The sequence below is a fragment of the Rhizorhapis sp. SPR117 genome (assembly GCF_021742065.1).
The window spans coordinates 39,389-60,438 of the sequence record NZ_JAKKIE010000024.1; the positions used below are offsets into that span (position 1 = coordinate 39,389).

23 protein-coding genes and 1 pseudogene are annotated in these 21,050 nt (G+C 62.6%); 9 read left to right on the plus strand and 15 right to left on the minus strand.

Annotation, left to right across the window (positions count from 1 at the left end; translation table 11 throughout):
* Window positions 1-2 precede the first annotated feature (2 nt).
* From L3X40_RS10935 to L3X40_RS10950, 4 genes are all read left to right on the plus strand, one after another.
* Window positions 3-341, plus strand: a complete 339-nt coding sequence (locus L3X40_RS10935) for a hypothetical protein (protein ID WP_237365678.1) — start codon at window positions 3-5, stop codon at window positions 339-341.
* Between the two features lie 151 nt (window positions 342-492).
* A complete protein-coding gene (locus tag L3X40_RS10940) occupies window positions 493-1,317 on the plus strand; it encodes a conjugal transfer protein TraF (protein ID WP_237365700.1) in 825 nt (274 codons plus the stop codon).
* A 65-nt stretch (window positions 1,318-1,382) separates the two neighbouring features.
* Window positions 1,383-2,783: a conjugal transfer protein TraH gene (locus tag L3X40_RS10945; RefSeq protein ID WP_237365701.1), complete on the plus strand. Its 1,401-nt coding sequence runs from the start codon at window positions 1,383-1,385 to the stop codon at window positions 2,781-2,783.
* A gap of 15 nt (window positions 2,784-2,798) precedes the next feature.
* Window positions 2,799-5,603: a conjugal transfer protein TraG N-terminal domain-containing protein gene (locus L3X40_RS10950; RefSeq protein ID WP_237365679.1), complete on the plus strand. Its 2,805-nt coding sequence runs from the start codon at window positions 2,799-2,801 to the stop codon at window positions 5,601-5,603.
* Window positions 5,604-5,606: 3 nt separating this feature from the next.
* Here the strand turns inward: L3X40_RS10950 and L3X40_RS10955 are convergent, their stop codons facing one another.
* The gene (locus tag L3X40_RS10955) at window positions 5,607-5,810 is read right to left on the minus strand and encodes a hypothetical protein (protein WP_237365680.1); all 204 of its coding nucleotides are present in this window, start codon (window positions 5,808-5,810) and stop codon (window positions 5,607-5,609) included.
* Between the two features lie 238 nt (window positions 5,811-6,048).
* Between L3X40_RS10955 and L3X40_RS10960 the strand changes: the two genes are divergently transcribed.
* The 3 genes from L3X40_RS10960 to L3X40_RS10970 all read left to right on the plus strand — a co-directional run bounded on the left by L3X40_RS10960 (window position 6,049) and on the right by L3X40_RS10970 (window position 8,761).
* The gene (locus L3X40_RS10960) at window positions 6,049-6,660 is read left to right on the plus strand and encodes a type IV toxin-antitoxin system AbiEi family antitoxin domain-containing protein (protein ID WP_237365681.1); all 612 of its coding nucleotides are present in this window, start codon (window positions 6,049-6,051) and stop codon (window positions 6,658-6,660) included.
* Window positions 6,657-7,595, plus strand: a complete 939-nt coding sequence (locus L3X40_RS10965; protein WP_237365682.1) for a nucleotidyl transferase AbiEii/AbiGii toxin family protein — start codon at window positions 6,657-6,659, stop codon at window positions 7,593-7,595. Before L3X40_RS10960 ends, L3X40_RS10965 begins: the two co-directional genes overlap by 4 nt.
* A gap of 629 nt (window positions 7,596-8,224) precedes the next feature.
* On the plus strand, window positions 8,225-8,761 hold the full coding sequence (locus tag L3X40_RS10970; protein ID WP_237365683.1) for a hypothetical protein: 537 nt from the start codon (window positions 8,225-8,227) through the stop codon (window positions 8,759-8,761).
* Between the two features lie 131 nt (window positions 8,762-8,892).
* Here L3X40_RS10970 and L3X40_RS10975 read toward each other — a convergent pair whose 3' ends face one another.
* Window positions 8,893-9,168: an HU family DNA-binding protein gene (locus L3X40_RS10975; protein WP_237365684.1), complete on the minus strand. Its 276-nt coding sequence runs from the start codon at window positions 9,166-9,168 to the stop codon at window positions 8,893-8,895.
* 150 nt (window positions 9,169-9,318) lie between these two features.
* On the opposite strand from L3X40_RS10975, the gene L3X40_RS10980 reads away from it, so the two are divergent.
* Entirely contained in the window at window positions 9,319-9,624 is a 306-nt protein-coding gene (locus L3X40_RS10980; protein ID WP_237365685.1) for a hypothetical protein, read from the plus strand.
* 192 nt (window positions 9,625-9,816) lie between these two features.
* Here L3X40_RS10980 and L3X40_RS10985 read toward each other — a convergent pair whose 3' ends face one another.
* The 7 genes from L3X40_RS10985 to L3X40_RS11015 form a co-directional block, all read right to left on the minus strand.
* Window positions 9,817-10,269, minus strand: a complete 453-nt coding sequence (locus L3X40_RS10985) for a type II toxin-antitoxin system VapC family toxin (RefSeq protein ID WP_237365686.1) — start codon at window positions 10,267-10,269, stop codon at window positions 9,817-9,819.
* Window positions 10,266-10,541 (minus strand): type II toxin-antitoxin system prevent-host-death family antitoxin, encoded by a 276-nt coding sequence (locus L3X40_RS10990; RefSeq protein WP_237365687.1) that lies wholly within the window; start codon window positions 10,539-10,541, stop codon window positions 10,266-10,268. Before L3X40_RS10990 ends, L3X40_RS10985 begins: the two co-directional genes overlap by 4 nt.
* A 238-nt stretch (window positions 10,542-10,779) precedes the next feature.
* Window positions 10,780-11,781 (minus strand): site-specific integrase, encoded by a 1,002-nt coding sequence (locus tag L3X40_RS10995; RefSeq protein WP_237365688.1) that lies wholly within the window; start codon window positions 11,779-11,781, stop codon window positions 10,780-10,782.
* Between the two features lie 27 nt (window positions 11,782-11,808).
* Window positions 11,809-13,062 carry a hypothetical protein gene (locus L3X40_RS11000; protein ID WP_237365689.1) on the minus strand — a complete coding sequence of 418 codons (1,254 nt, stop codon included), beginning with the start codon at window positions 13,060-13,062 and terminating at the stop codon, window positions 11,809-11,811.
* Window positions 13,043-13,348: a hypothetical protein gene (locus L3X40_RS11005; protein WP_237365690.1), complete on the minus strand. Its 306-nt coding sequence runs from the start codon at window positions 13,346-13,348 to the stop codon at window positions 13,043-13,045. The genes L3X40_RS11000 and L3X40_RS11005 overlap by 20 nt, the downstream gene beginning before the upstream one ends.
* Window positions 13,345-13,740, minus strand: a complete 396-nt coding sequence (locus tag L3X40_RS11010; protein WP_237365691.1) for a type II toxin-antitoxin system VapC family toxin — start codon at window positions 13,738-13,740, stop codon at window positions 13,345-13,347. The genes L3X40_RS11005 and L3X40_RS11010 overlap by 4 nt, the downstream gene beginning before the upstream one ends.
* Complete coding sequence (locus tag L3X40_RS11015; RefSeq protein ID WP_237365692.1) at window positions 13,733-13,981, minus strand: AbrB/MazE/SpoVT family DNA-binding domain-containing protein; 249 nt, start codon at window positions 13,979-13,981, stop codon at window positions 13,733-13,735. Before L3X40_RS11015 ends, L3X40_RS11010 begins: the two co-directional genes overlap by 8 nt.
* Here L3X40_RS11015 and L3X40_RS11020 point away from each other — a divergent pair.
* A complete protein-coding gene (locus L3X40_RS11020; protein WP_237365693.1) occupies window positions 13,980-14,360 on the plus strand; it encodes a MerR family DNA-binding protein in 381 nt (126 codons plus the stop codon). The two genes, L3X40_RS11015 and L3X40_RS11020, sit on opposite strands and share 2 nt — an antisense overlap.
* An 8-nt stretch (window positions 14,361-14,368) precedes the next feature.
* On the opposite strand, the gene L3X40_RS11025 is transcribed toward L3X40_RS11020, so the two are convergent.
* From L3X40_RS11025 to L3X40_RS11045, 6 genes and pseudogenes are all read right to left on the minus strand, one after another.
* Window positions 14,369-14,695, minus strand: coding sequence for a YnfA family protein (locus L3X40_RS11025; protein ID WP_237365694.1), 327 nt, complete (start codon window positions 14,693-14,695; stop codon window positions 14,369-14,371).
* A 90-nt stretch (window positions 14,696-14,785) separates the two neighbouring features.
* Window positions 14,786-14,965: a GDCCVxC domain-containing (seleno)protein gene (locus L3X40_RS22510; protein ID WP_445177178.1), complete on the minus strand. Its 180-nt coding sequence runs from the start codon at window positions 14,963-14,965 to the stop codon at window positions 14,786-14,788.
* 46 nt (window positions 14,966-15,011) lie between these two features.
* Entirely contained in the window at window positions 15,012-15,395 is a 384-nt protein-coding gene (locus L3X40_RS11030; protein WP_237365695.1) for a hypothetical protein, read from the minus strand.
* Window positions 15,396-15,593: 198 nt separating this feature from the next.
* Window positions 15,594-18,044 (minus strand): heavy metal translocating P-type ATPase, encoded by a 2,451-nt coding sequence (locus L3X40_RS11035; protein WP_237365696.1) that lies wholly within the window; start codon window positions 18,042-18,044, stop codon window positions 15,594-15,596.
* 83 nt (window positions 18,045-18,127) lie between these two features.
* The gene (locus L3X40_RS11040) at window positions 18,128-18,472 is read right to left on the minus strand and encodes a DUF190 domain-containing protein (RefSeq protein ID WP_237365697.1); all 345 of its coding nucleotides are present in this window, start codon (window positions 18,470-18,472) and stop codon (window positions 18,128-18,130) included.
* A gap of 11 nt (window positions 18,473-18,483) precedes the next feature.
* Window positions 18,484-20,973 (minus strand): annotated as a pseudogene (locus L3X40_RS11045) (efflux RND transporter permease subunit); the annotation flags it as partial.
* Window positions 20,974-21,050 lie beyond the last annotated feature (77 nt).

Consider the following 21,050-nt stretch of genomic DNA (forward strand, 5'->3'; position numbering starts at 1 on the left):
ACATGACCGTCCTTGAGCTGGCCATCTTCCTTAGCGCCTATCGCGCAAGGCGTCCGCTGTCAGTGTCCGCCCTCTGCCGAGTTCTGTCGACCTGGTTCGAATGCCCGGTTCGCGCTGTTGATATTACCGGTTCGGTCGCGAACATGCTGAGCCGCGGGTGGCTCGTGCAGGACAGGGATGGGCTGAGGCCGAGCCGGCGTGGCCGCTGCGATGCGCGCCATCTGATGAACGGCATCATCCGCATGCTCGATCATGGCACGAGGCTGATCGACGTTGCGTTGATGATGTCGGTGCTTCGCTTGACGAAGGGGGAGCTCGATGCCGCTGACCCACGCTTCTGATCGGATTTCGGCCACCTCGTGCCAACCCCGTATCGGCCATTCGCCCTCCCCTCTCAGCCTCCGCGCCGGCGATCCACAGCGCCCCTCGTCGACCTCACCCTTCCGCGCCAAACGGCCGCCTGTGACGATTAAGACTGAAAGGACGAGGATGATGTCCCGCCTGACCACCATGTCGCTGATAGTCTCCTGTCTCGCAGCGTCGGCTGCGCCAGCCATTGCACAGCAAACAGCCGGGAATGGGCAGGGGGTGGAGGCCGAGGCGCAGGGCGACGATTTCTACTGCGGGGAGCGGAAGCTCGGTCAGTGGTTCTACTGCTCAAAGCCACAGCAACGCCCGGCTCAACCGACTGCCGCTCCTCCGCCGGCGGCAAGTGCGGTGCAGCGCATGGCCGAGATCACGCGGCAGCTCGACGAACTCAAGGCCAAGGCCATCCTCGAGCCGACCGAGGAGAATGTGATCGCCTATGTGCGGTTCCAGCGCGAGCAGCTCGACCGCGCCTCGACTTTTTCGGATAGCTGGCAGCGCGCCCTCTGGCAGAACCCCGACATCGACTATACGCTTCAGCGGCCCGTCTCCACTGTCGGCAAGCGTGCCTGGATCGACAACCGCCGCGCCGATCGTGACGCGGTCCTGAGCAACCTCAGCCAGCGTTACGGCCTGTTCTATTTCTATGCGCAGAGCTGCGGCGCTTGCGAGCTGTTCTCGCCGATCCTGCGGTCGGTCGCCGACAGCCATCGGATGGCGGTGATGGCTGTGTCGATGGATGGTGGACCAAGCCGCGACTTTCCCAACTATGTCGTCGATTCCGGCCAGCGCGCCCGAATGGGGCTCACTGGAAACGAGACGCCGGCGCTCGTCCTCTTCGACACGGTGACCAGGCGCACCATCCCGGTCGGCTACGGGATTCTGAGCGCCGACGAGATCATGGACCGCATCTTCGCGCTGACGAACACCAAGGTGGGGAGCGATTACTGATGGACAGGGGACGTCGAATGGGCGCGCTGCGCCGTCTGTTTCGGAGTACGGCCGCGGCGGCGGGCATGATCGCGGCTGCAAACTTCGCGATCGTCGGTGTCGCGCGCGCCGATGTCGCGTCCGAGATGAACAACTTCTTCTCTGACGCCGGCGGGGCCGCCAACGTCACCGGGCCATCGGCTTATCAGGGGCAGTCGGCCGGCTATTATTCGCTCGGCAACGTCTGGACCCGTTTCCCGCAGAAGAGTGTGCAGCCCTTCAATCTGCAGCTCCCGAGTGCCCGGGCTGGCTGCGGCGGCATCGACCTGTTCAGCGGCAGTTTCTCGTTCATCAATGCGTCCGAGATCGTCGCGATGCTGAAGGCGACGGCGAACAATGCGCTCGGCTTCGCCTTCAAGCTGGCGATCGATTCCGTTTCGCCCGAGATCGGCAAGGTGATGGATGAGTTTAGTCAGAAGGCGCAGCTGCTCAACCAGATGAATATCTCGAGCTGCGAAACGGCGCAGGCGCTGGTTGGCGGCATCTGGCCGCAGATGGAGACGACGCGGGCCACGATCTGCGAAGCGGTCGGCAACAGTCAGGGCGTGTTTTCCGATTGGGCAGCGTCGAGACAGGGCTGCAACAACGGCAACCGGCGCGACTCCACGATCGCGGGGAACACCGACGACTCCATGAAGGATCAGCTGGTCGGCGAGCCGCATAACTACACCTGGGAAGCGCTGAGAAAATCGGCGAAATTCGGCGCATTCGACCAGTCCTTTTCCGAATATATAATGACGTTGGTGGGCACGGTCGTGACGACGCCCTCGACCGACCCGAGTGTAGGCGGCAAGGTGGTGATGTATGGGCCGGCCGAAGAGGCAGTGGTCACCGCGCTGCTGGACGGAACCGCTGATGCGCCGCCCGTGAAGATGCTCAAGTGCAATGACCAGAATTGTTACGACGTCGGCGAACAGACGCTCTCCGTCCCGGCATCGTCGGCGCTGCGCCCGCGCATCGCGACCATGATCAAGTCCATGAGCGACAAGATCCGGTCGGACACGGCTCTCAACGCGGCCGAAAAGCAGCTCCTGAACCTGGCCACCGTGCCGATCTACAAGATCCTCGCGGTGCAGGCCTATGCACACTACGCGCTGACTGACGGAGAAATCCAGACCCTGTCCGAGATCGTCGCGGTCGACCTACTCTCGGCCATGCTCGACAATATGCTCGATCGCGTCGAGCAGGCGAAGGTCCATTACCAGACCTTCGATCAGGAAACCGCGACCCAGTGGAAGCAGCAGATTGCGGCCACCCGAGCCAAGTTCAGTCAGCGAGACGTGCGGCTGAACAACAAGCTGCAGGTGACGATGCAGATCATCAACCGCAGCATCATGCTGGAATCGACCCTGCAGAATTCCATGACGCCGGGAATGGCGTCGGCGCTGAATTTCTCGCGCGGATTGAACGCTCAGGGTCTCATGTAAAGCAGGGGCAGGCCGATGCTGGAGGTCTTCACGGTCGGAGGCGGCGAGTATCTCGTAAATGTCTTCAATGCTGTCGCGGCCTGGTCCGGGGGAGGGGGCTACCGCTCTCTGCTCCGCGTCGTGATGGTGATGGGCCTCATCTACTCGCTGCTCGTTGTCGCCTTCACCCTGAACTACAAGGCGTGGATGAACTGGTTCCTGCAGGCGACGGCGATCTATCTCTGTCTGATGGTCCCTACAGTCAGCATAAAGGTGACCGACCGCTTGAACCCCAGCCTTGCGCCGGCGACCATCGACAACGTGCCGATCGGTCTGGGCGTGCTTGCGAGCTTCACGACCCAGGTTGGCGATTGGCTCACCCGAACCGCCGAGACGGTCTTCGTCATGCCGAGCGAACTCAATTATTCGACCAACGGCATGGTCTACGGCGCGCGGTTGTTCGACGCGACGCGTAATTTCATCATCCGCGATGCAGAATTCTCGACCAACCTCGAAAGTCACTTCAAGAACTGCGTGTTCGGTGATGTGATGCTCTATCAGAAATCGCTGACCAACCTCGCCACGTCGACGGACCTGTGGGCGGCGATCGGTCCGGGATCGGAGGCGCGCTCGCAGGAATGGCTCGAACGCCAGGGCGACGGGACCGTTCGGAACTTCATTGTCACCTGCCGGCAGGCCTATCAGTCGCTTGACGGGCAATGGGCATCCATGATCGATGCGAACGCGCCGCTCTGGGGCAAGGAGGTTTATCCGAAGCTGAGCAATACTTTGGCGGCCGATAAGCTGAAGCACGACATTCCGATCGTGAACGCCGCTTTCACGGGTTCGGGCGGAAGCTTCACCGATGTGATGCGCCAGAATACGGCGATCAACGCGTTCATGCAGGCGCGGAACAGCATGTCGGGCGGAAGCGGCGCGGCCGCGATCGACACCTTCGCGCAGACGAGGGCCGATATCCAGGCGCGCAACACCTACAATTCGATTGCGCAGCAGGCGATGGCCTGGGTGCCGATCCTGAACATCGTCTTGACCGTCGTCTTCTTTGCGATGTTCCCGGTGATCTTCCCGCTCTTCCTTATGCCCCAGACGGGTCTCAGCTCGCTCAAGGGCTATGCGATGGGTTTCTTCTATCTGGCGGCGTGGGGACCGCTCTATGTCATCCTGCACATGATCTGCATGACTCGCGCGGAATCGGCAGCCAACGGCGTTGCTGGCGGCGGTGTGACGCTCGGGAGCTATGCCGGGATCGGTGCCGTCAACGGTGAGACTGCCACGATCGCCGGCTTCATGCTTATGAGTGTGCCGTTCCTGGCCGCGGGCCTCGCGCGCGGCGCGATGTCGATCGCCGGCCAGTCGATGTCGATGCTCGCACCGGCGCAGAATGCGGCCGAGGCGGCAGCCCTTGAGCAGACCACTGGCAACTATTCCTACGGGAATGTGAGCTGGGCAAACTCGACCTCGAACATGCGCCAGGCCGATCAGTGGACGACAGCGCCGAGCTATATGGGCGGCGCGCCGAGCATGGGATGGCGCCAAGATAACGGCGCCGTCGTTGCGGGTTTCGGCAATGGACAGGAGGTGTTCGATACTTCCGGCGCGATTTCCCGCCTCGGGTTCACGCCGACCATGACGACGGGGTCTGTCGCCGAATGGCGCGAAATGGCCAGTGAGGCTCATCGCCAATCCCAGGCCTTTGAAAACGCGGCTGCGGAGGTTCTGACGGCGACACATGCAAACCGGAGCGGATTTGGAACATCAAGTGAGCGGTCGTCCGGTTGGGATTCGAGCAGTGGGAGCCAGGCAAATACCTCAATCGAGCAATTCGACCGCCGAACTGGCAGCAGCTCGCAGGGTCTCGAGGAGAGGTCGTCAATCTCTCAGAGTGAAAGGGTGTCGCAGAGCCGGGATCGGCAGGCGCAGACTAGCGATCAGGTGACGGGTGGCGTTTCGGCCGGGCTTGGTGGCGCCGGCGGAGCAAAGACCGGGCGTGGCGGAACGATGAGTCGTCTGCCTGGTATCGGTGGCAGCGTTTCGAAGACTGGTACCCAATTAGACACTCTTCGACACGGAACGGATGAAACACGCGGGAGTGACAGCGCGAACACGTCTTCGAGCGGGGTCCGTGACGAGCATGCGAATGGCACGGGGGCTTCCACTTCGGACGGGACATATTCGCGCAGCGGCGTCTTCAGCCGCGCGTCCACCACGTCCTCGTCGTCCGCAAGCACCGAGGATTCCCTGGCGCTGGCGAAGTCCTATTCCGAGACGGCACGACGGCTCGAGGAGCTCTCTCAGCAGCTGTCGCGGGATGCCAGCTATGCTGAGACGCACGGCATGCAGCTGAGCGAGAATCTGAGCCAGGATCTTGCTCAGTGGTATCGACAGCAGCAGGTCGCCAACCCCGGCCTCGATGCACCCGAGCTTTGGGCGACGGACCTTTCGGACCACCAGCGTTTCGTGCGGCAGGAGATGATTACCCGCTGGATGCATGACAAACAGGATGCGATCCGTGCGGAAATCGCCGGCAATCTTCATGATCCCAACCTAGTGGATGTGCATCGGCCGTCTGTTAGCAGCGCGTCGGACGTTCGCGCGGCCTATCGACCACATGGCGTTAGTCGTCTTCCCGCCGGTCCGGGCAGCGGCAACTCAGCAGCGGCAGTGGATGTTATCGAGGCAGGCAAGAGAGAACTCGGTGATGCTCGGTCCGCGGCCGAGGTCATGCGGGGGCAGCGCGTCCAGGGATCGGTGGATGTCCAGCAGGAAGTGAACCGTGATCACAACCGCGGCTTCTTCCAAGATCCCAAGCTACGCGAATAGGGCCTAAAGGACGAGAAACAGTCCGCCGACAAAGGCCGCCATCAAGATGTAGGCAAGCATATAGCCTGTAAGGCCTCCATGGGTAGGCTGTCCGTGCTCGTCGACTATCATCTGTACTTCAGGAATCTCTTCGTCCACTACGGCTAAAGTTGGTCCGCCGGGCAGGTCCTTCGTGAGGTTATAGGTGTTGAGGTCGAACTTGTGCACGATGAACTCCAACGAGTATCTATACTGTGTTCAAGCTTTGTTCGCAAGTGCTTGGCAGTCGGGACGATCGCCGGTTTGGCTGCAGACACCGGACCAAGGTGAACGCAATTAGGCATCATAAAGCTGCGCCACCGGGAATCAACGACATGTGCTCCCGCTTACGAGATCGTGAGCTAAACGGTGGTACATTTCGTCGGCACTTATTGACAAATGCCGACATTTCCTCACATCAGGCTCTATGGAATCTGTTGAAACCCTGTCGGACCAGGCTATCGCCATCGTCCGCTCGCGCGGGATCGCGCGCGCGCGGGATTTCCGTGAGGCGGGTATCCCGCCGTCGAGTGTTGCACGCCTGTGTGAACAGGGCCAACTCGTCCGGCTCGCACGTGGGCTCTATCAGATGGCCGATGCCGAGGAAATCGATGCGGCGCATAATCTGGCCGAAGCCGCGCGGCTCGCACCGAATGGCGTCATCGCCCTTCTGTCTGCGCTGCAATATCACGAACTGACCACGCAGCTACCCCATGCGGTATGGATATGTTTCCACCACAAGGCGCGTATTCCTCAAACACTTCCCTTCTGCGTCGAGGCGGTGCGCGCGTCGGGCGAAGCTTTCGAGGCGGGCCGCATGACGGCCTATATCGAAGGCGTTGCCGTGCCGATCTACGACCCCGCCAAAACCATTGTTGATTGCTTCAAATATCGCAGCCGTGTCGGCCTCGATGTGGCGATCGAAGCCCTGCGTGACGGTCTACGCCAGCGCAAGGCAACCCACGCCGATCTCAGGCGCTACGCCAACATCTGCCGGGTTCAGAACGTCATGCGCCCCTATCTCGAAAGCATTTCATGACGAAGCCGCCGCAGAAACGCGACATGGCGGCGTCGGTGCGTCAACGCCTGCTCGACCAGTCTCGGGCCTCCGGTCAGGATTTCCAGCGCCTGCTCGTCCGCTACGGCATCGAACGGCTGCTGTATCGCCTTTCCAGGACAGCAGCGCGTGACCGCTTCGTGCTTAAAGGGGCGATGCTGTTTGCTGCATGGGCGGATGCGCCGTTTCGGGCTACTGGCGATCTCGACTTGCTGGGCTTCGGGGACGATGACATGGAAGTGGCCCGAATGACCTTCGCGGACCTCTGCGGCGTGGACGCATGGGCGGATGGCTTGATCTTCATCGCTGACAGCGTGAAGGTGGAACGCACGCGGGAGGAGGAGGACTATCGCGGCCTGCATGTCCGGCTCGAAGCCCGGTTGAAGAACACGCGGATTCCCATTCTGATCGACATTGGCTTTGGCGATCCAGTTCATCCTGCACCGCTCGATCTCGACTATCCGCGCCTCATTCATGATTTGCCGCCCGCACATATCCGCGCCTATCCCCCGGAGAGCGTCATCGCGGAGAAGTTTGATGCGATGGTTCGCTTTGATGCAGACACCACGCGGCTCAAGGACCACTATGATGTCTGGGCGATCTCTGAGACTTTCCCCTTTGACGCGGGAACGCTGATCGAAGCGATTCGCCGGACGCTTGACGGACGCGCGCGGTCGGCTCCTGCCGACTGGCCGGCCAACCTTAGACCGGATTTCGCGGAGAGACCAGAGAAGCTGGCCCAATGGCGGGCCTTCCTTAATCGTAGTGTGCCGACGCTGGAGCCGCCGCCTTTTTCAGAATTGATCACGCAGTTGCGCACTTTCCTTGGCCCGGTCCAACTCGGACTGTCAGGGAGCCACACGGATGGTGGGCTCCAATGGACCCCTGGCCAAGGATGGGCCGGCCGAGATAGGTAAGTACAAGCTTGCTTTCCCAGCTTAGGGTGGTTTGGCGGCTCGCGGTCCATCAGCGTGCTATTGGCTCGATCGTGAGTACGGCTCGTGGCCGTCCGCTTGATGATGCGATACCGCAGGCGGACCTTAGATCCGGATCAGTGGGGCAGTCTGTCCATTGTATGAGAAGACCTTGAGTGCGCTCAGGGAGTCGGTTCGGTAGGCCGTCGGGATGATGATCCGTTCCTGGTCGCGGGCAAGCAGCAAGGGAAAATTCGGCCATTATCCTGTCCTCGAACGCCTCGTAACCGACTTTTCGCGTCTTAAGGAGGAGAAATTCCGAAAATCGGGGTTTACCCAAGGGTGTCTCGAACTCCCGTCGCTTATCAAGCGATGTTAGGAAGTTTACAAGAAAACGATAACTTCTCCATCGATGGCCTACCTGCTCGCAAAGAGTTGCAAAGAGGATGCCGTAAGGTCCGGAGAGCTAAGAGGACGCGGCAAGGTTCGCGGCAAGCCTCACAAGAATGCCACCGATGTCACTTTACCACTGGCGCCCGGTAAAGTGACACAGATGACAAAAGTGACACGGTGCGGCGCAAACATGTCGATTGTGGATTCACACCGATTCCTGTTTGTGCTTGATTCGTTCCATGATGGAACTGCAGCTCAACATCTCGCCCCGAACGGAAAAGCCACTCGATCTACCGGGCATCATGCGCGCGATCACCGTGAATTCCGCCAGGCCCCGATACACGTTCATGGTGCTCGACTTGATCGCGCGGGCTGCGGGCAGGGAAGGCGTGGCCGGACCACATGTACGGGATGGCGGGCAGATGGTGCCGATCCGGGAATGGCTGTCGACCGTGATCGCGCCAAGCGCGACACGTCACCATCTCCGCAAGTCGACCGCGCAAGGCGTTCGGCGACGTATGGAAGCGCAGGGCCTGCTGCCTGACGACATCGCGGAAGCAGAGCGGCTTGTCGAAAGTGAAGTCGCAAACCGGGTTCGCGCTTCTGGTATGACCGCCGTCAGCCGCGCTGTCTCGGAACTCGTCCGAGCCGGTCTCATCAGGCGTCACTACCAGGGCTACCGGGTGGACCACGAGAACAGGGGCGCGCAGCGGCTTGCGGTCTACACGGTGCCGGCCCCGGTTCGGTCGGTGCTCGAGCGAGGATATGCGGCTTAGCGGCTGATCGGAACGAGCTGCTCGCCTGGATACCTTTCCCGGTGTGACCGGGGCGAAGATCGCCTGCGGCCAGCACGAGCCACCCGCAAAGAGGGGCAGGATCGCTCGCACTGACCGGGGCTCCTGCCGGATCAGCCGTTCAGCCTGTCCTTGACCGCCTTGGCGGGCGTGAAGGCGAGCTTCTTCGACGCCGCGATCTGGATCGTCTCGCCGTTGGCGGGATTGCGGCCCTCGCGAGCGGGGCTGTCCTTCACCTTGAATTTGCCGAATCCGTTGAGGCTGATTTCGTCGCCCTTCGCGGCCGCCTCGGTGATCGCTGCGAACACGAGATCGACCAGCTTGCGGGCGTCTGCCTTGGTGCCGCCGGTTTCGCTGGCGACATGGTCGGCAAGATCGTTGTTGTTCATGGAAATCCTTTCAGATGATTGTTGAGCGTTACCGCCTTAGTCGGCCCGTGCACGGGGCGCCATGCCGCTTTGCGGGCGCATCGCCAGCGGTGATGTGGAAAAATTGCACGGCCACCAGCCCATGTGGCCTCGAAGCGATAGGAGCGGCAGATGAGCAACTGCGATGATCTGAGTCTACCGCTGAACAGGATCGTCGGCGCCACAGTCGAGGCGCTAATCGTGGAGATCGACGGCGAGCGCCGACCGCTTGCCTGGACGCTGGTGGAAACGGTCCATGCAACGATCGCGGTTCGCGACGAAAATATGCCCGTCATGGCATTCGGGATCAATGAAGGCCAAACTCAGAGATCTCTGCTCGTCGGCCAAGCCGATGGCGCCTGGGCAGAGCTGAAGGCAGCACTGCACATCGGGTTGCCGGGGCCATTCCGGTTGAGGCGTGGGAGCGGGCTCTCGTAGATTTGCCCGTGGTGTTGCCGGTATTCCGACGAAATTGGAGCGTGTCAGGCCACACGGGCTGACGAGTGATAATCGGGCCGATCGTGTTCGGCGCGAGGATAGCATGCATTTTGTCAGAATTCGCTCAGCGCGCGAAGCAAACGGGCGCCTTCATCTGCTCCGTGGAATAAATGATGTCAGTGGGTGGTTCCTTCAGGCAATCACAAATCCCGTAGGATCGTCCTCCCAGGGATTGAAGATGGCGGCTCCACTGTGCTGCACGTCTTTCAGGTTGCGGGTGACGAGAAACATTTCGTTCTCGAGCGCGGTCGCCGCCAGAAGCGTATCAATCACGCCCGGCGCATGACCGGTCTGGCGTTTTACCGCGCCCGATATCTCTCCCCAACGGCGCACGACGCGGTCTTCAACCGGAAGGATGCGTCCGGCAAACCGCGCTTCGAGTGCATCGCGGGCGGCCATATATCTGGATCGTTCCGCGTGATCGGACGGAAGGTTATGAATTCCCTCGTCATATTCGCCGAGCGTCAGGATGCTGAGGAAGAAACGCTCTTCCTGCTGGGCGGATGCCCAGGCCTTGACGCTCGGTGCCCCGTTGGGATTGATGAGGGCTGCAATGACGTTGGTGTCGAGCAACCAACCGATCACAAGTCGACGTCCCGGCCATGGTCCGGCTCCCGAACCATTGCGAGATCGCTCAGCTTCAGCCCCTCCAGAAAAGCGACCAGCGGCACCTGCGGCGCTTTGGGTGCGAGCCATTCCAGTTCCTCGACGCTCATGATAACCACGGCATCCTTGCCGCGGACGCTTACGCGCTGTGGCCCTTCGCTACGGGCAAGGCGTACGACCTCACTGAAGCGTGCCTTGGCATCTTCGAGTTTCCACCCCCGCCCGGTATGCGCAAAGCGACCGGCGCCCACAGGCCTCTTCCGGCGATCGGGTTTTCGCGCTGCAACCACCGCAAACCTCATCTAGTCAGATAGTCAGTAATAGCTGTATATGCCCGAATTGCCACCATGGCAATTGCCTCTCATCACGGTCGGATAGATTGGGTTTGCTCACAGGAGGCCAAGTCGCGTCACCCGCACACGTCGGGTTGCCGGGAGCATGGCCGCGGCATCGGGCCGGCGCTGGCCACACAGCCGGCAGCGTGTGGGCTTACAGGAAATCCTCGCCGGCATGATCGTCGAAAAGCGCGGCGTCGCGCACATAGCCGGCGACGGTATCGAGCGACTTGTGGCGGGAGTGATCCTTCATCTTGAACAGATTGGCGCGGCGGGCGGCCGCCTCGGTGAGAAACCCCGCGCGAAGGGAATGCGCCGAGTAGAGCGCCGGGTCGAGACCGGCGGCCGCCGCGGCGGTCTTGACGAGGCGTGCGACCGTCTTGTCGGTGATCGCCGCGCTGGTGGGGACGTCGGATCGGGTAAGCCGCAGGAAGACCGGGCCGGTGCGTGGCGCTCCGCTGGCCGGATCGGGCAGATGCAGATCGGCCGCGTGCAGCCAGTGGCGCAGCAGCGTGACAGGGCGGATGAACCGGCCCTCGGGGATGGCGATGACCTGGCCGGCGCCCTCCTGGTCGCGCTTGGATTTGGGGATGGTGATGCGCACGCCCGAATCGGCGAACTTGAGATCGGGCAGGCGCAGCGCCGCCAGCTCGGAGCGACGAAACGCCCCGGCCATGCCCAGCGCCAGGATCGCGCGGTCCCGCCTCGCCCGCACTCCCATGCCCTCGATCGTGGCCAGCATGGCCTTCAGCACCTCAGCCTGCACCGGCGCCTTCTGCTCCTTCTTCCGCGCAAATCGACGGCGCACGCCAGCAAGCATCGCCGCGATGACGCCGGCGTCATCGCGCGCGGTGGGCGAGGCGATGCCTGCCTCTCGGTGGTGATGGGTGATCGCGGCGACGCGGCGGCCGATCGTCACCGGCGCGATCCCGGCTTCCGCTTCGACATGCGCGAAGAGCGCCACGATTTCGGGGTGCGCCGGCATCGCCTCGACATTTCGGGCTTCGCAAAAATCGCAGAAGCGTGCCCAGTCGGCCGCATAGGCTTTGCGCGTCGATTCTGCCTTGGCGGCGGCCAGGGTATCGCGCGCGCCGTCAAGTTCCGCCTGCAGGTCAACTGGGAGCGCTGTTGCGAGAGGCTGGGGAAGGGTGGTCATCAGATCGGGCGTTGTTGCTTCAAGCGATCACGAGCGGGCGAGGAGGAAATCACGATAGTCCTCGGCGTCGGTCGGCAGCGGGCCGAACCATCGGCGGCGGAGTCCGCGCGGCATCCAGCGCAGGGGCGGGTGCAGGCCGAGGCCGAGTGGAATGGTGAGCCCGATGAAGGCGGTGACGAGGGCGAGTTTGAGGGTAAAGCTCACCATGCCGGGCAGGAAGAATGGCACGATCGCCGTTGTCACGAGGCCGCCGGCGATGAGCGCCCATCCCGTCCAGTTCAGGCGGTAGAGAAGATCGTGCCATCGTTCGATGCGATCCATGAAAGCGCGATAGTAGCGCTCGCTGACAGGGCGGCCGGCGCCATGCTCCCAATAATCCCATTCGGGATCATTGTTGATCCGCAGTTCAGGCCAGTCTGACTCGGGCGGCGGCGCTGGCTTCCAGAAGGTGAACCCGAGAAGCTCGCGCCGGCAGGCAAGGCGTTTGGCGGTGGGCCAGTAGAGCTCATCCCAATGGCGCACACCGTGGTCGTGACCGTTCGCCGCCAACCATTGGGCGACGGGTGCCGGAAGCGGCGGATCGACTTCGCTGTCGAGCCAGCGAAAGCTGAGCCACGCCAGTACGACTCCAAGCGTCAGGACGCCCAGCGAGGCCACCTGCGGGAGTGCCGGCAGCGGGTAGGGCGTCGCCGGATCGATTGCGCGGAAGAGAGCAGGCATGCCGATGCTGGCGAGGCCGACCGCGATGAGGATCGGGCCAGTCATCAGCGCGGCGCGCTGGCGGTTATGAGCGCTGCTTCGCGCCCGCTTGCCGGCCAGAATGAGCCTGTCGATGTCGCGCGCGCCCACGTCGGGCTCGTCGGGACTTAGGTGACGGGCGAGGGCGGCGTAGGGGGTTTCCGGTTCCAGCTCACCGGCCGCCTCGGCGTCCGCCAGCGCTGCGAACAGCTCTTCCAGACCGTAGCGCCGGACAAATCCCGTGTCGTCGAGACGCACGAGATCGTCGGTGATTTGCTGAACTTGCCGAATGGAGAAGTCTTTGGCCCCGTCCTTGATGACGATCACCTCGATGATCCGCGGCGCGCGCTCGATGAACTGGGGCAGGGTGTCAGCCCACTTGCTGCTTTCGATGGTGTCGCGGTGGTGCGAGGCGATCCGCTGCGCGAAGATATCGGCGATGAAGGCCCGGACCGTCGCCTCGTCGTCCTGGCCGCCTTCCAGCAGCCGGGCGATGTGCGGCGAGGGCTGGTAGCCGTTGTCGTCATTCTCGTCGAAAAGCATGGCAAAGCTCCCGTGTCGAAGTCGAGGGGCAGAGGCGGCAGGGATCAGTCGCCGAACAGGCGCTCGACAGTTCGGTGCCGCAGGCGTCAAGCAGCACCAGGTCGGCGATGTGCCGGGCGTTGAGAATTTGCCACGATCCGTCGCCGAAGCGAAGTTCGCGGCCATCGGACGCCTTGGCATATTCGTAGATGCCATAAGTCGGCGTCACGCGCTTCCATTCTCGTGCGAAAGCCGAGCCTGGTGTGATCAGCGCCACAAGCTCGACGCCCTGGCTCGGTGGGGTCATGACGGGTTCCTGATAAGCTTGATGTCGGCGCCGGGCGCGTCGAGTTTGAGCCAGTCGCGATCGGCGGTCCAGATCGGCAGTCGCAGGACCAGCCCCGTGGCGATGCAGGCGCAGTCACCGAGGCCGATGTTCAACGTGCGCGCTTGCGGGATGAGCGTGCCCGCCCGTTCCGCCATCGCCTCGTTGAACGGCACCACGTCGAGGTTGAGCTCGCGCAGCGTGTCGCGGATCTCGGCTTCGGTGCCGCCCTTTTGTCGCATGACCGAGATCGTCTCGGCGAGATTGACCGAAGCGATGGCGCCGCCGGCCAGCACGGTGTCTTCATTGACGTCATGCGCTTCGCCGAAGATGAAGGCGATCAGCACCGAGGTATCGAGGAGCGCATCAGCCACGCTGCGCGTCCTCGACCCGCTGGGCCTTCAGCTCGGCCACGACATCGGAGCCGGGCTCGACATATTTGGCGAACCGGGCGCGGATGCGTTCCAGCGCCTTCGAGGGACGGTGCACCGAAAGCGTGCCGTCATGCAATTCCAGATTGAGTGTCTCACCGGCCCGCAGGTTCATTTCGCGGCGAAGCTGGGCCGGGATCTGGATGCGGCCATCGGCCGTAATCTTGACGCTGTGAACACTCATGGCAGATATCCTGAAGGTTGCGCATTTACGACGTTACACCATACTGCCCGATTACGCCAGAACAAACCATGTCTGTCAGAGATTTTCAGCCCCCCACTTATGTCCGAGAAGAAACATTATCGGACATAAGTGGGTCGCGGCTTGGGGTTTTCGATCGAGCAGATCCGAACCTTGCTGGCGCTCTTCCGACGACCGCTCGCGCGACTGTGCGACCGTCGATGCGATCGCCTCGACGCATCTGACCGAGATCGACCGGAAACTGGCCGACTTGTCGGCGCTGCGGCGCGAGATCGCTGCGCTGGTCGAAACCTGCCAGGGCGGAACGATCGGCGAGTGCCGCATATTGGACGCGCTTGGGCCGGGAGGATTCGATCGCTGACTGGCGGTTCAAGCCGTTCGCGGTCCAAGCAGGATTAAGCCCGCGCCCACCAGGCAGACAAGCGCTCCCGAGACATCCCAGCGGTCGGGACGCACGCCCTCGACAGCCCATAGCCAAAGCAGGGACGCGCAGATGTAAACACCGCCATATGCGGCATAGGCGCGTCCCGCCGCGTCGGAGTCGATCAGCGTCAACAGCCATGCGAAGAGCGCAAGGGAAACCATGCCTGGCGCGATCCAAAGCGGGGACCGGTCAAGTCTCAGCCACGCCCAGAAAGCGAAGCATCCAGCGATTTCGGCCAAGGCGGCCCCGATATAGGCAAATGACGTCAGCATGAGATTTCCCCCCGTTGATCGCTACTACAAAATAGACGAGCCGTTACATCAAAACGCTTTGTCAGTATGCCTGAAGCATTGTGGCTGCACTCAGTCGGCGCGACGATTTCCCGCCGAAGAACCAGCACAACAGGAGCTGTCCTTCTGCTCGAGCTGGACCGGTGGACAGGGCGTGGTGCAGTAAGAGCAGTAGACGCAGCAATCGCCGTGCTTTGGTCGCAGAAGCGCTCCATGCCGCCTGCCAGGCTCAGCGCGCTCAACGGCGGTCAGATTTTAGGCCTGTGTGGCGGCGTCTCGCTGAGCCGGACGGGCCCTGTCAGTCGGCGGTTAGCCTGTGCGAGACAACCACCTTGTCGATTCTCGCTGCGTCGATCGGCAGCGTGGCCGTGAAGTCCGCATAGCGCGAGACGCGGTAACCAAGCCTCAGCCGCGGCGCGTCCGCCACGGCCACGGGCATGCCGCCCGAATAGGCCTCGACATGGATATGGCCGTAATCGCGCCGGAAGGCCCTGTGTTTGCGCACGATGCGGCCCTGGACGAGAACTTGGCCTTCGCCGGCAGCCGCATAGAGTCTCGTCAATATGAACCGCTTGTCCGGAGCCCCGGCGATCTCGATCGGGGACGGGGGTGGCGGCGTGGTCGCGCATCCCACCAGAAGGATGGCGCCAAGGCTGGTGAGGCTCGCGATCAGCTTTTGCATTGGCCAGAATTCCCTCTCATCCAGCCACTCTTGATCGAGGTGGCACGGTGATATTCTCCCCATTGATGATACGCAGGAGAGGCCCCTCCCCCTCGACGGGCGACGAAAAAAGCGCGAGATGCTGCGAGACCGTCGCGCCGAGGCGAGCCGGATGTAAGAGTGTGGCTGGTCGTTGCTTGCATGGGTCACCTCCCAAGTTCATTCCGGCTTCGCGTCTTTGTCGCGATAGGCAAGCAGGCGTAGCGCGTTGAATACAACCACCAGCGTCGAACCCTCGTGCGCCGCGACCGCCGGACCAATACCCAGGCCCAAGATCGTTGCGGGTACCAGCAGAGCCACAACGCCAAGGCTGACGACGAGATTCTGCCGGATGATCCATCGCGTCTGCCGGCTCAGCCCGACCGCGAAGGGGAGATGCGCGAGATCGTCGGCCATCAGCGCCACATCGGCGGTCTCGAGCGCGACATCCGATCCGGCGGCGCCCATCGCAATTCCGACTGTTGCGTTGGCCATGGCAGGGGCGTCATTGACCCCATCTCCGACCATGGCGACGGGTGCCTCATTTCGAAGCCTGTTGATTGCCTCGACCTTGTTCTCGGGCATCAGGTCGCCCCAGGCCTCGTCGATGCCGACATCGGCAGCGATAGCGGTCGCAACGCGCTGGTTGTCACCGGAGATCATGATCATTCGGCGAATGCCCAGGGCCTTCAATCGCTCGATCGCGGCCTTGGCGGCGACGCGCGGCGTGTCCATAAGGCCGATCGCGCCCAGGTCGCGCTCGCCCATACGCACCACCATCGTGGTGCGCCCCTGCTCACGCAGACGCTCGATCGCCTGCGCCATTTCGCCCGAGAGCGGGGGGATGCCGTCGCTCCCGAACATCTCGGCCTTGCCAATGAATACGGTTTCGCCGTTGACCTGCGCCTGAACGCCTCGCCCCGTAAGGCTCCTGAGGTCAGCAGCCGCAGGGACCGGTTGCTCATCGAGGAACTGGCGCCCGTCGCGCGCTATGGCAGCAGCAAGGGGGTGATCGCTCAAATCCTCGACCGCCACGGCGACCGTCATGAGCTCGTCGTCGTCGATCCCCTGTGCCGGAACGATGTCGGTGATGCGCGGGCGGCCTTCGGTCAGTGTTCCTGTCTTGTCGAACGCAAGCGCGGTGAGCGACCCAAGGCTCTCCAGCGGCCCACCGCCCTTGATCAGCACGCCGCCCCGTGCAGCGCGCGCCACGCCCGATAGCACCGCGCTCGGCGTTGCAATGGCAAGCGCACAGGGGCTCGCCGCTACCAGCACCGCCATGGCGCGATAAAAGCTGTCGCGGAATGGCTCGTCGATGACAACCCCGGCAAACAACAGGATCACGACAAGCCCGAGAACAGACGGCACGAACACCCGCTCGAACCGGTCGGTGAAACGCTGGGTCGGCGATTTCTGCGTTTCCGCCTCGCTCACCATCTTCACCACCTTGGCAAGCGTGGTGTCGGCGGCGAGCCGGGTTACGGCGATGTCGATCGCGCCGGGCCCGTTGATTGTGCCTGCGTAGACCCGGTGCTGCGCGGACAACTTGTCGGGCCGCGCGGCTGCCTCTGCTCGGTCCGGCACCGGCTCCTTGTCGACCGGAACGCTTTCACCGGTGACTGGCGCCTGGTCGATGCTCGACCGGCCGACAACGACGAAACCATCCGCAGGCAGGCGCTCGTTCGGTTTCACCACCACAATGTCGCCGATCACCAGACTTTCAACGGGAACTTCACTGAGGCCGCCATCGCCGCGACGCACCATCGCTGTGCGCGGCGCCAGCTCAGCCAGAGCGTCGATAGCGCGTTTGGCCCGCCCCATCGCGTAATGCTCGAGCGCATGGCCGAGGCTGAAGAGAAACAGAAGCAGCGCCCCCTCGGCCCATGCTCCGAGCGCCGCCGCGCCTGCCGCTGCGACCAGCATCAGGGTATCGATCTCGAACCGCTTGATCCGCAGGCTGTCGATCGCTTCGCGCAGCGTGTAAAAGCCGCCGAAGAAATAACTCAGCAGATAGAGCGTCAGCGCAGCCCCACCGAAATCCGGTCGCAGCTTCTCGATACCGAAACCGGTTGCCAGCAGCGCTCCGGAGATCACTGCAAAGATGAGCTCGGTATTACGCCCGAAAATGCCGCCGTGCTCATGCTCCTCCTCTTCCGGAGCCGCTGCAGCGGGAACGACAAGCGGTGCTCGCTCCCAGACACCCATGTCTGCAAACGCGCGCCGGATATCAGGTTCGGAGACCACCGAACGGTCAAATTCGACGCGGACTGCCCCCACCGCGCTGGCCTCGGCTTCGATCACCCCGGGTAACCGGCGAAGCTGATCGCCGACCGTGCGCGCCCGGCGCTCGTGGAGGAGGCCATCGACATCCCAGCGGATATGGCCGTATCGGTCGGTAATGGCGGCGCCTGCGCTCGTGGCGAACCGACGGACGCGGGCAAGCGGCATGAGATCGGGGTCGTAGTGAATGCAGAGCTGGGCGTTCCCATTCCCCGACGCCGGGACGATATGAACTTCGCTCACGCCCTTCCGCCCCTGGAGTTCCGAAGTGAGCCGGCCAAGGCACTGATCGGCCTCGTCCTGAACATCCGGTAGGAGAAGCGGGATATCGAGGCGCAAATGATCTTTCATGCTTCATCCCCTGGACTGGTTGGCCAAGGGGCAGATGCGATCGTGTACTCGCACAACCTCGCGCGCGGCATTGCATGCCGCGATCATGCGCCCTTCTCCGCGATGGTTTGTCGTGCCTTACCGCCAAGCACTTCCACGGCTTCCAGTGTCATCAGCCCGACATCCGGAATATCGTCGAGACCATCGACAAAAGTCCGCAGCCGCTTTTCCTCATCGACGATCTCGATGACGACCGCGCGGTCGCTTTCGAAGACATGGCGCCGGTGGACATGGGCCGAACGGCCGAAGCCCAATCGGGCGTCCAGAATGGTGACGCCGGCCAAACCCGCATCCCTTGCGCGCGATGCAATCACCTCGAGTACCTTGCGATCGCCGAGATAGGCGGCTTCGTCGGTGTAGATCCGCAACAGCTTGATTTTTTCAGTCATGATCTTCTCCTTCACGCCGGTTCGGGTCCAGTCGGCTCGATATTTTGCTTACCCTTGCGGCGCCTTTCTTCGGTTGCGCCGAGCACGACCTTGGCGATCGCCGGCAAGACCAGCAGGGTCAGGATCGTGGCTGCGATCAGACCGCCGATCACCGTGGTCGCCAGAGGCTTCTGGACTTCGGCGCCGGTCCCATGGGCGAGCGCCATCGGCACGAAGCCGATCGCCGGCACGAAGCCCGTCATCACAACGGCCCGCATCTTCTCGGCCATGCCCTCGCGAATGGCCTCGGCCAACGGCAGACCCCGCTCAAGGCGCTCGCGGATCGCCGTCATCACAACGAGGCCGTTGAGGACCGCAACGCCAGCCAGGACGATGAACCCCACCGCCGCCGAGACGGAGAAGTTGATGCCGGTCATTGCGAGCGTGAAGATCCCGCCGGCTAATCCGAGCGGCACCGCCAGGAAGACCGCGGCCGCCCGGCCGAAGCCTCCCAAGGCCATATAGAGCAACACGAAAATGCCGACAAAGCACAAAGGCACGACGATCGACAGTCGCTGCGACGCAGCCTGCAGGTTCTCGAACTGTCCGCCCCATTCGAGATAATAGCTGGCAGGCAGCTTCACCTGGGCGATCTTCGCCTGCGCTTCCTGGACGAACGAGCCGGCGTCGCGCCCTTCCAGATTCAACTGGACAACGACGCGGCGCTTGCCGTTCTCGCGTCTTATCTCATTGAGCCCTTCGGTAAACCGGATCTGGGCCACTTGCGCGAGCGGGATCTGTCGCCGCATTTCGCCGGTTTCTTCGGGCAAGAGCACCGGAAGCGCGCGGATGTCGTCAAGGTTGATCCGCGTCGCATCGGGCACACGCACCGTGATGTCGAAGCGCCGGTCGCCTTCATAGAGCAGCCCGGACTCCCGCCCGCCGAGTGCTGCGGCAACCGTGTCCGCCACTTCCTGGACGGTCAGCCCGTAGCGGGCGATCATCGCGCGATCGAGTTTCACGTCAAGCACCGGCGCACCGCCGACCTGATCCGCCTTCACACTGCTCGCTCCAGGAATCGCTTGCAGCACCCGCACCATCTCGTTGGCGGTCTGCGACATCTTGTCGAGATCGTCGCCGTAGAGCTTGATCGCCACGTCGCCGCGTACGCCGGAGATCAGCTCGTTGAAGCGCAGCTCGATGGGCTGGCTGACTTCGTAGAGCTGGCCGAGCTGACCACCCGCGGCCTTCTCGATGCGTTCGACCACGTCAGCCTTGCTCTCGCCTGCCGGCCATTGATCCTGCGGCTTCAGGATGACGAAACCGTCCGAAATATTCGGTGGCATCGGATCGGTGGCGACCTCGGCCGTGCCCGTCTTGGAGAACATCAGTTCCACCTCGGGAAGCTTCGTGACCGCTTCTTCGACCTTGCGCTGCATCGCGAGCGACTGTTCGAGGCTGACCGAGGGCACGCGCGTCGAGGCGAGCGCCATGTTCTTCTCATCGAGCTGGGGAATGAACTCCGAGCCGAGAAAGCCAAACGCCGGTATCGCCGCAAGGAAGAAGGCGAGACCGCCCAGAATGAACGGCCACGGTCGCGCAATCGCCTTGTCGAGCAGCGGCAGATAGCGATCCTTGCTCTTGCGGATCAGCCACACCTCTTTCTCGGCAACACGCCCGCGAATGAGCAGCGCCACCAGCGCGGGCACCAGCGTGATCGAGAGGATGAAGGCGGAGACAAGCGCCAGCATGATGGTGATCGCCATGGGCGAGAAGGTCTTGCCCTCGACACCCGTGAACATCAGAAGCGGTGCAAAGGAGAGAAGGATGATCACCTGGCCGAACACGGTCGGTTTGATCATCTCCTGCGAAGCATGCATCGTTTCTTCGAGCCGCTCCCCAAGCGTCAGCAGCCGTCCTTCATGCTCCTGTCGATGCGCGAGTCGCGCCAGACAGTTCTCGATGATGATCACGGCGCCATCGACGATCAGGCCGAAGTCCAATGCGCCAAGGCTCATCAGATTGCCCGGCACACGAAACGCATTCATCCCCATCGCCATCATGAGGAACGAGAAGGGAATGACGAGGGTGGCGATGATGGCCGCACGCCAGTTGCCGAGCAGCAGAAACAGCGAAGCCGCCACCAGCAGAGCGCCCTCGGTGAGATTGCGTTCGACCGTCCCCACCGTCGCGTTGACCAGCTTGGCCCGGTCGAGAACGATCTTCACTTCGATGCCTGGCGGTAGCGTTTTTGAAACCTGATCGATCTTGGCCGACACGTCCTGCGCCACGATACGGCTGTTCTCGTTGATGAGCATGAGAACGGTGCCGATAACCGCCTCCTTGCCGTTCATGCTGCCTGCGCCCGTGCGCAGATCGCCGCCGATCCTGACAGTGGCAATCTGGCCGACAGTGATCGGAACACCGCCGCGCGTCGCCGCGACCGCGTTCCTGATCTCATCGACCGAACGCGCGCGTGCATCGACGCGGACGAGGTAAGCTTCGCCGCCCCGGTTGAAAAAGGGGTGACTACACGAAAGTGACGTATCTGCACGCTAAGGGCGAACAAATCCGGTACGATGCCAGCAGATGCTATTCG

Coding starts and splice junctions, on each gene's coding strand:
- L3X40_RS10960 (WP_237365681.1), top strand. CDS start 6,049: ATGGAATCTGTTGAAACCCTGTCGGACCAGGCTATCGCCATCGTCCGC.
- L3X40_RS10945 (WP_237365701.1), top strand. CDS start 1,383: ATGATCGCGGCTGCAAACTTCGCGATCGTCGGTGTCGCGCGCGCCGAT.
- L3X40_RS10965 (WP_237365682.1), top strand. CDS start 6,657: ATGACGAAGCCGCCGCAGAAACGCGACATGGCGGCGTCGGTGCGTCAA.
- L3X40_RS10995 (WP_237365688.1), bottom strand. CDS start 11,781: ATGACCACCCTTCCCCAGCCTCTCGCAACAGCGCTCCCAGTTGACCTG.
- L3X40_RS11000 (WP_237365689.1), bottom strand. CDS start 13,062: ATGCTTTTCGACGAGAATGACGACAACGGCTACCAGCCCTCGCCGCAC.
- L3X40_RS11040 (WP_237365697.1), bottom strand. CDS start 18,472: ATGACTGAAAAAATCAAGCTGTTGCGGATCTACACCGACGAAGCCGCC.
- L3X40_RS11025 (WP_237365694.1), bottom strand. CDS start 14,695: ATGCTGACGTCATTTGCCTATATCGGGGCCGCCTTGGCCGAAATCGCT.
- L3X40_RS11015 (WP_237365692.1), bottom strand. CDS start 13,981: ATGAGTGTTCACAGCGTCAAGATTACGGCCGATGGCCGCATCCAGATC.
- L3X40_RS11035 (WP_237365696.1), bottom strand. CDS start 18,044: ATGAAAGATCATTTGCGCCTCGATATCCCGCTTCTCCTACCGGATGTT.
- L3X40_RS10970 (WP_237365683.1), top strand. CDS start 8,225: ATGATGGAACTGCAGCTCAACATCTCGCCCCGAACGGAAAAGCCACTC.
- L3X40_RS10940 (WP_237365700.1), top strand. CDS start 493: ATGTCCCGCCTGACCACCATGTCGCTGATAGTCTCCTGTCTCGCAGCG.
- L3X40_RS11005 (WP_237365690.1), bottom strand. CDS start 13,348: ATGACCCCACCGAGCCAGGGCGTCGAGCTTGTGGCGCTGATCACACCA.
- L3X40_RS10950 (WP_237365679.1), top strand. CDS start 2,799: ATGCTGGAGGTCTTCACGGTCGGAGGCGGCGAGTATCTCGTAAATGTC.
- L3X40_RS11030 (WP_237365695.1), bottom strand. CDS start 15,395: ATGCAAAAGCTGATCGCGAGCCTCACCAGCCTTGGCGCCATCCTTCTG.
- L3X40_RS10935 (WP_237365678.1), top strand. CDS start 3: ATGACCGTCCTTGAGCTGGCCATCTTCCTTAGCGCCTATCGCGCAAGG.
- L3X40_RS10980 (WP_237365685.1), top strand. CDS start 9,319: ATGAGCAACTGCGATGATCTGAGTCTACCGCTGAACAGGATCGTCGGC.
- L3X40_RS10975 (WP_237365684.1), bottom strand. CDS start 9,168: ATGAACAACAACGATCTTGCCGACCATGTCGCCAGCGAAACCGGCGGC.
- L3X40_RS11020 (WP_237365693.1), top strand. CDS start 13,980: ATGGCAGATATCCTGAAGGTTGCGCATTTACGACGTTACACCATACTG.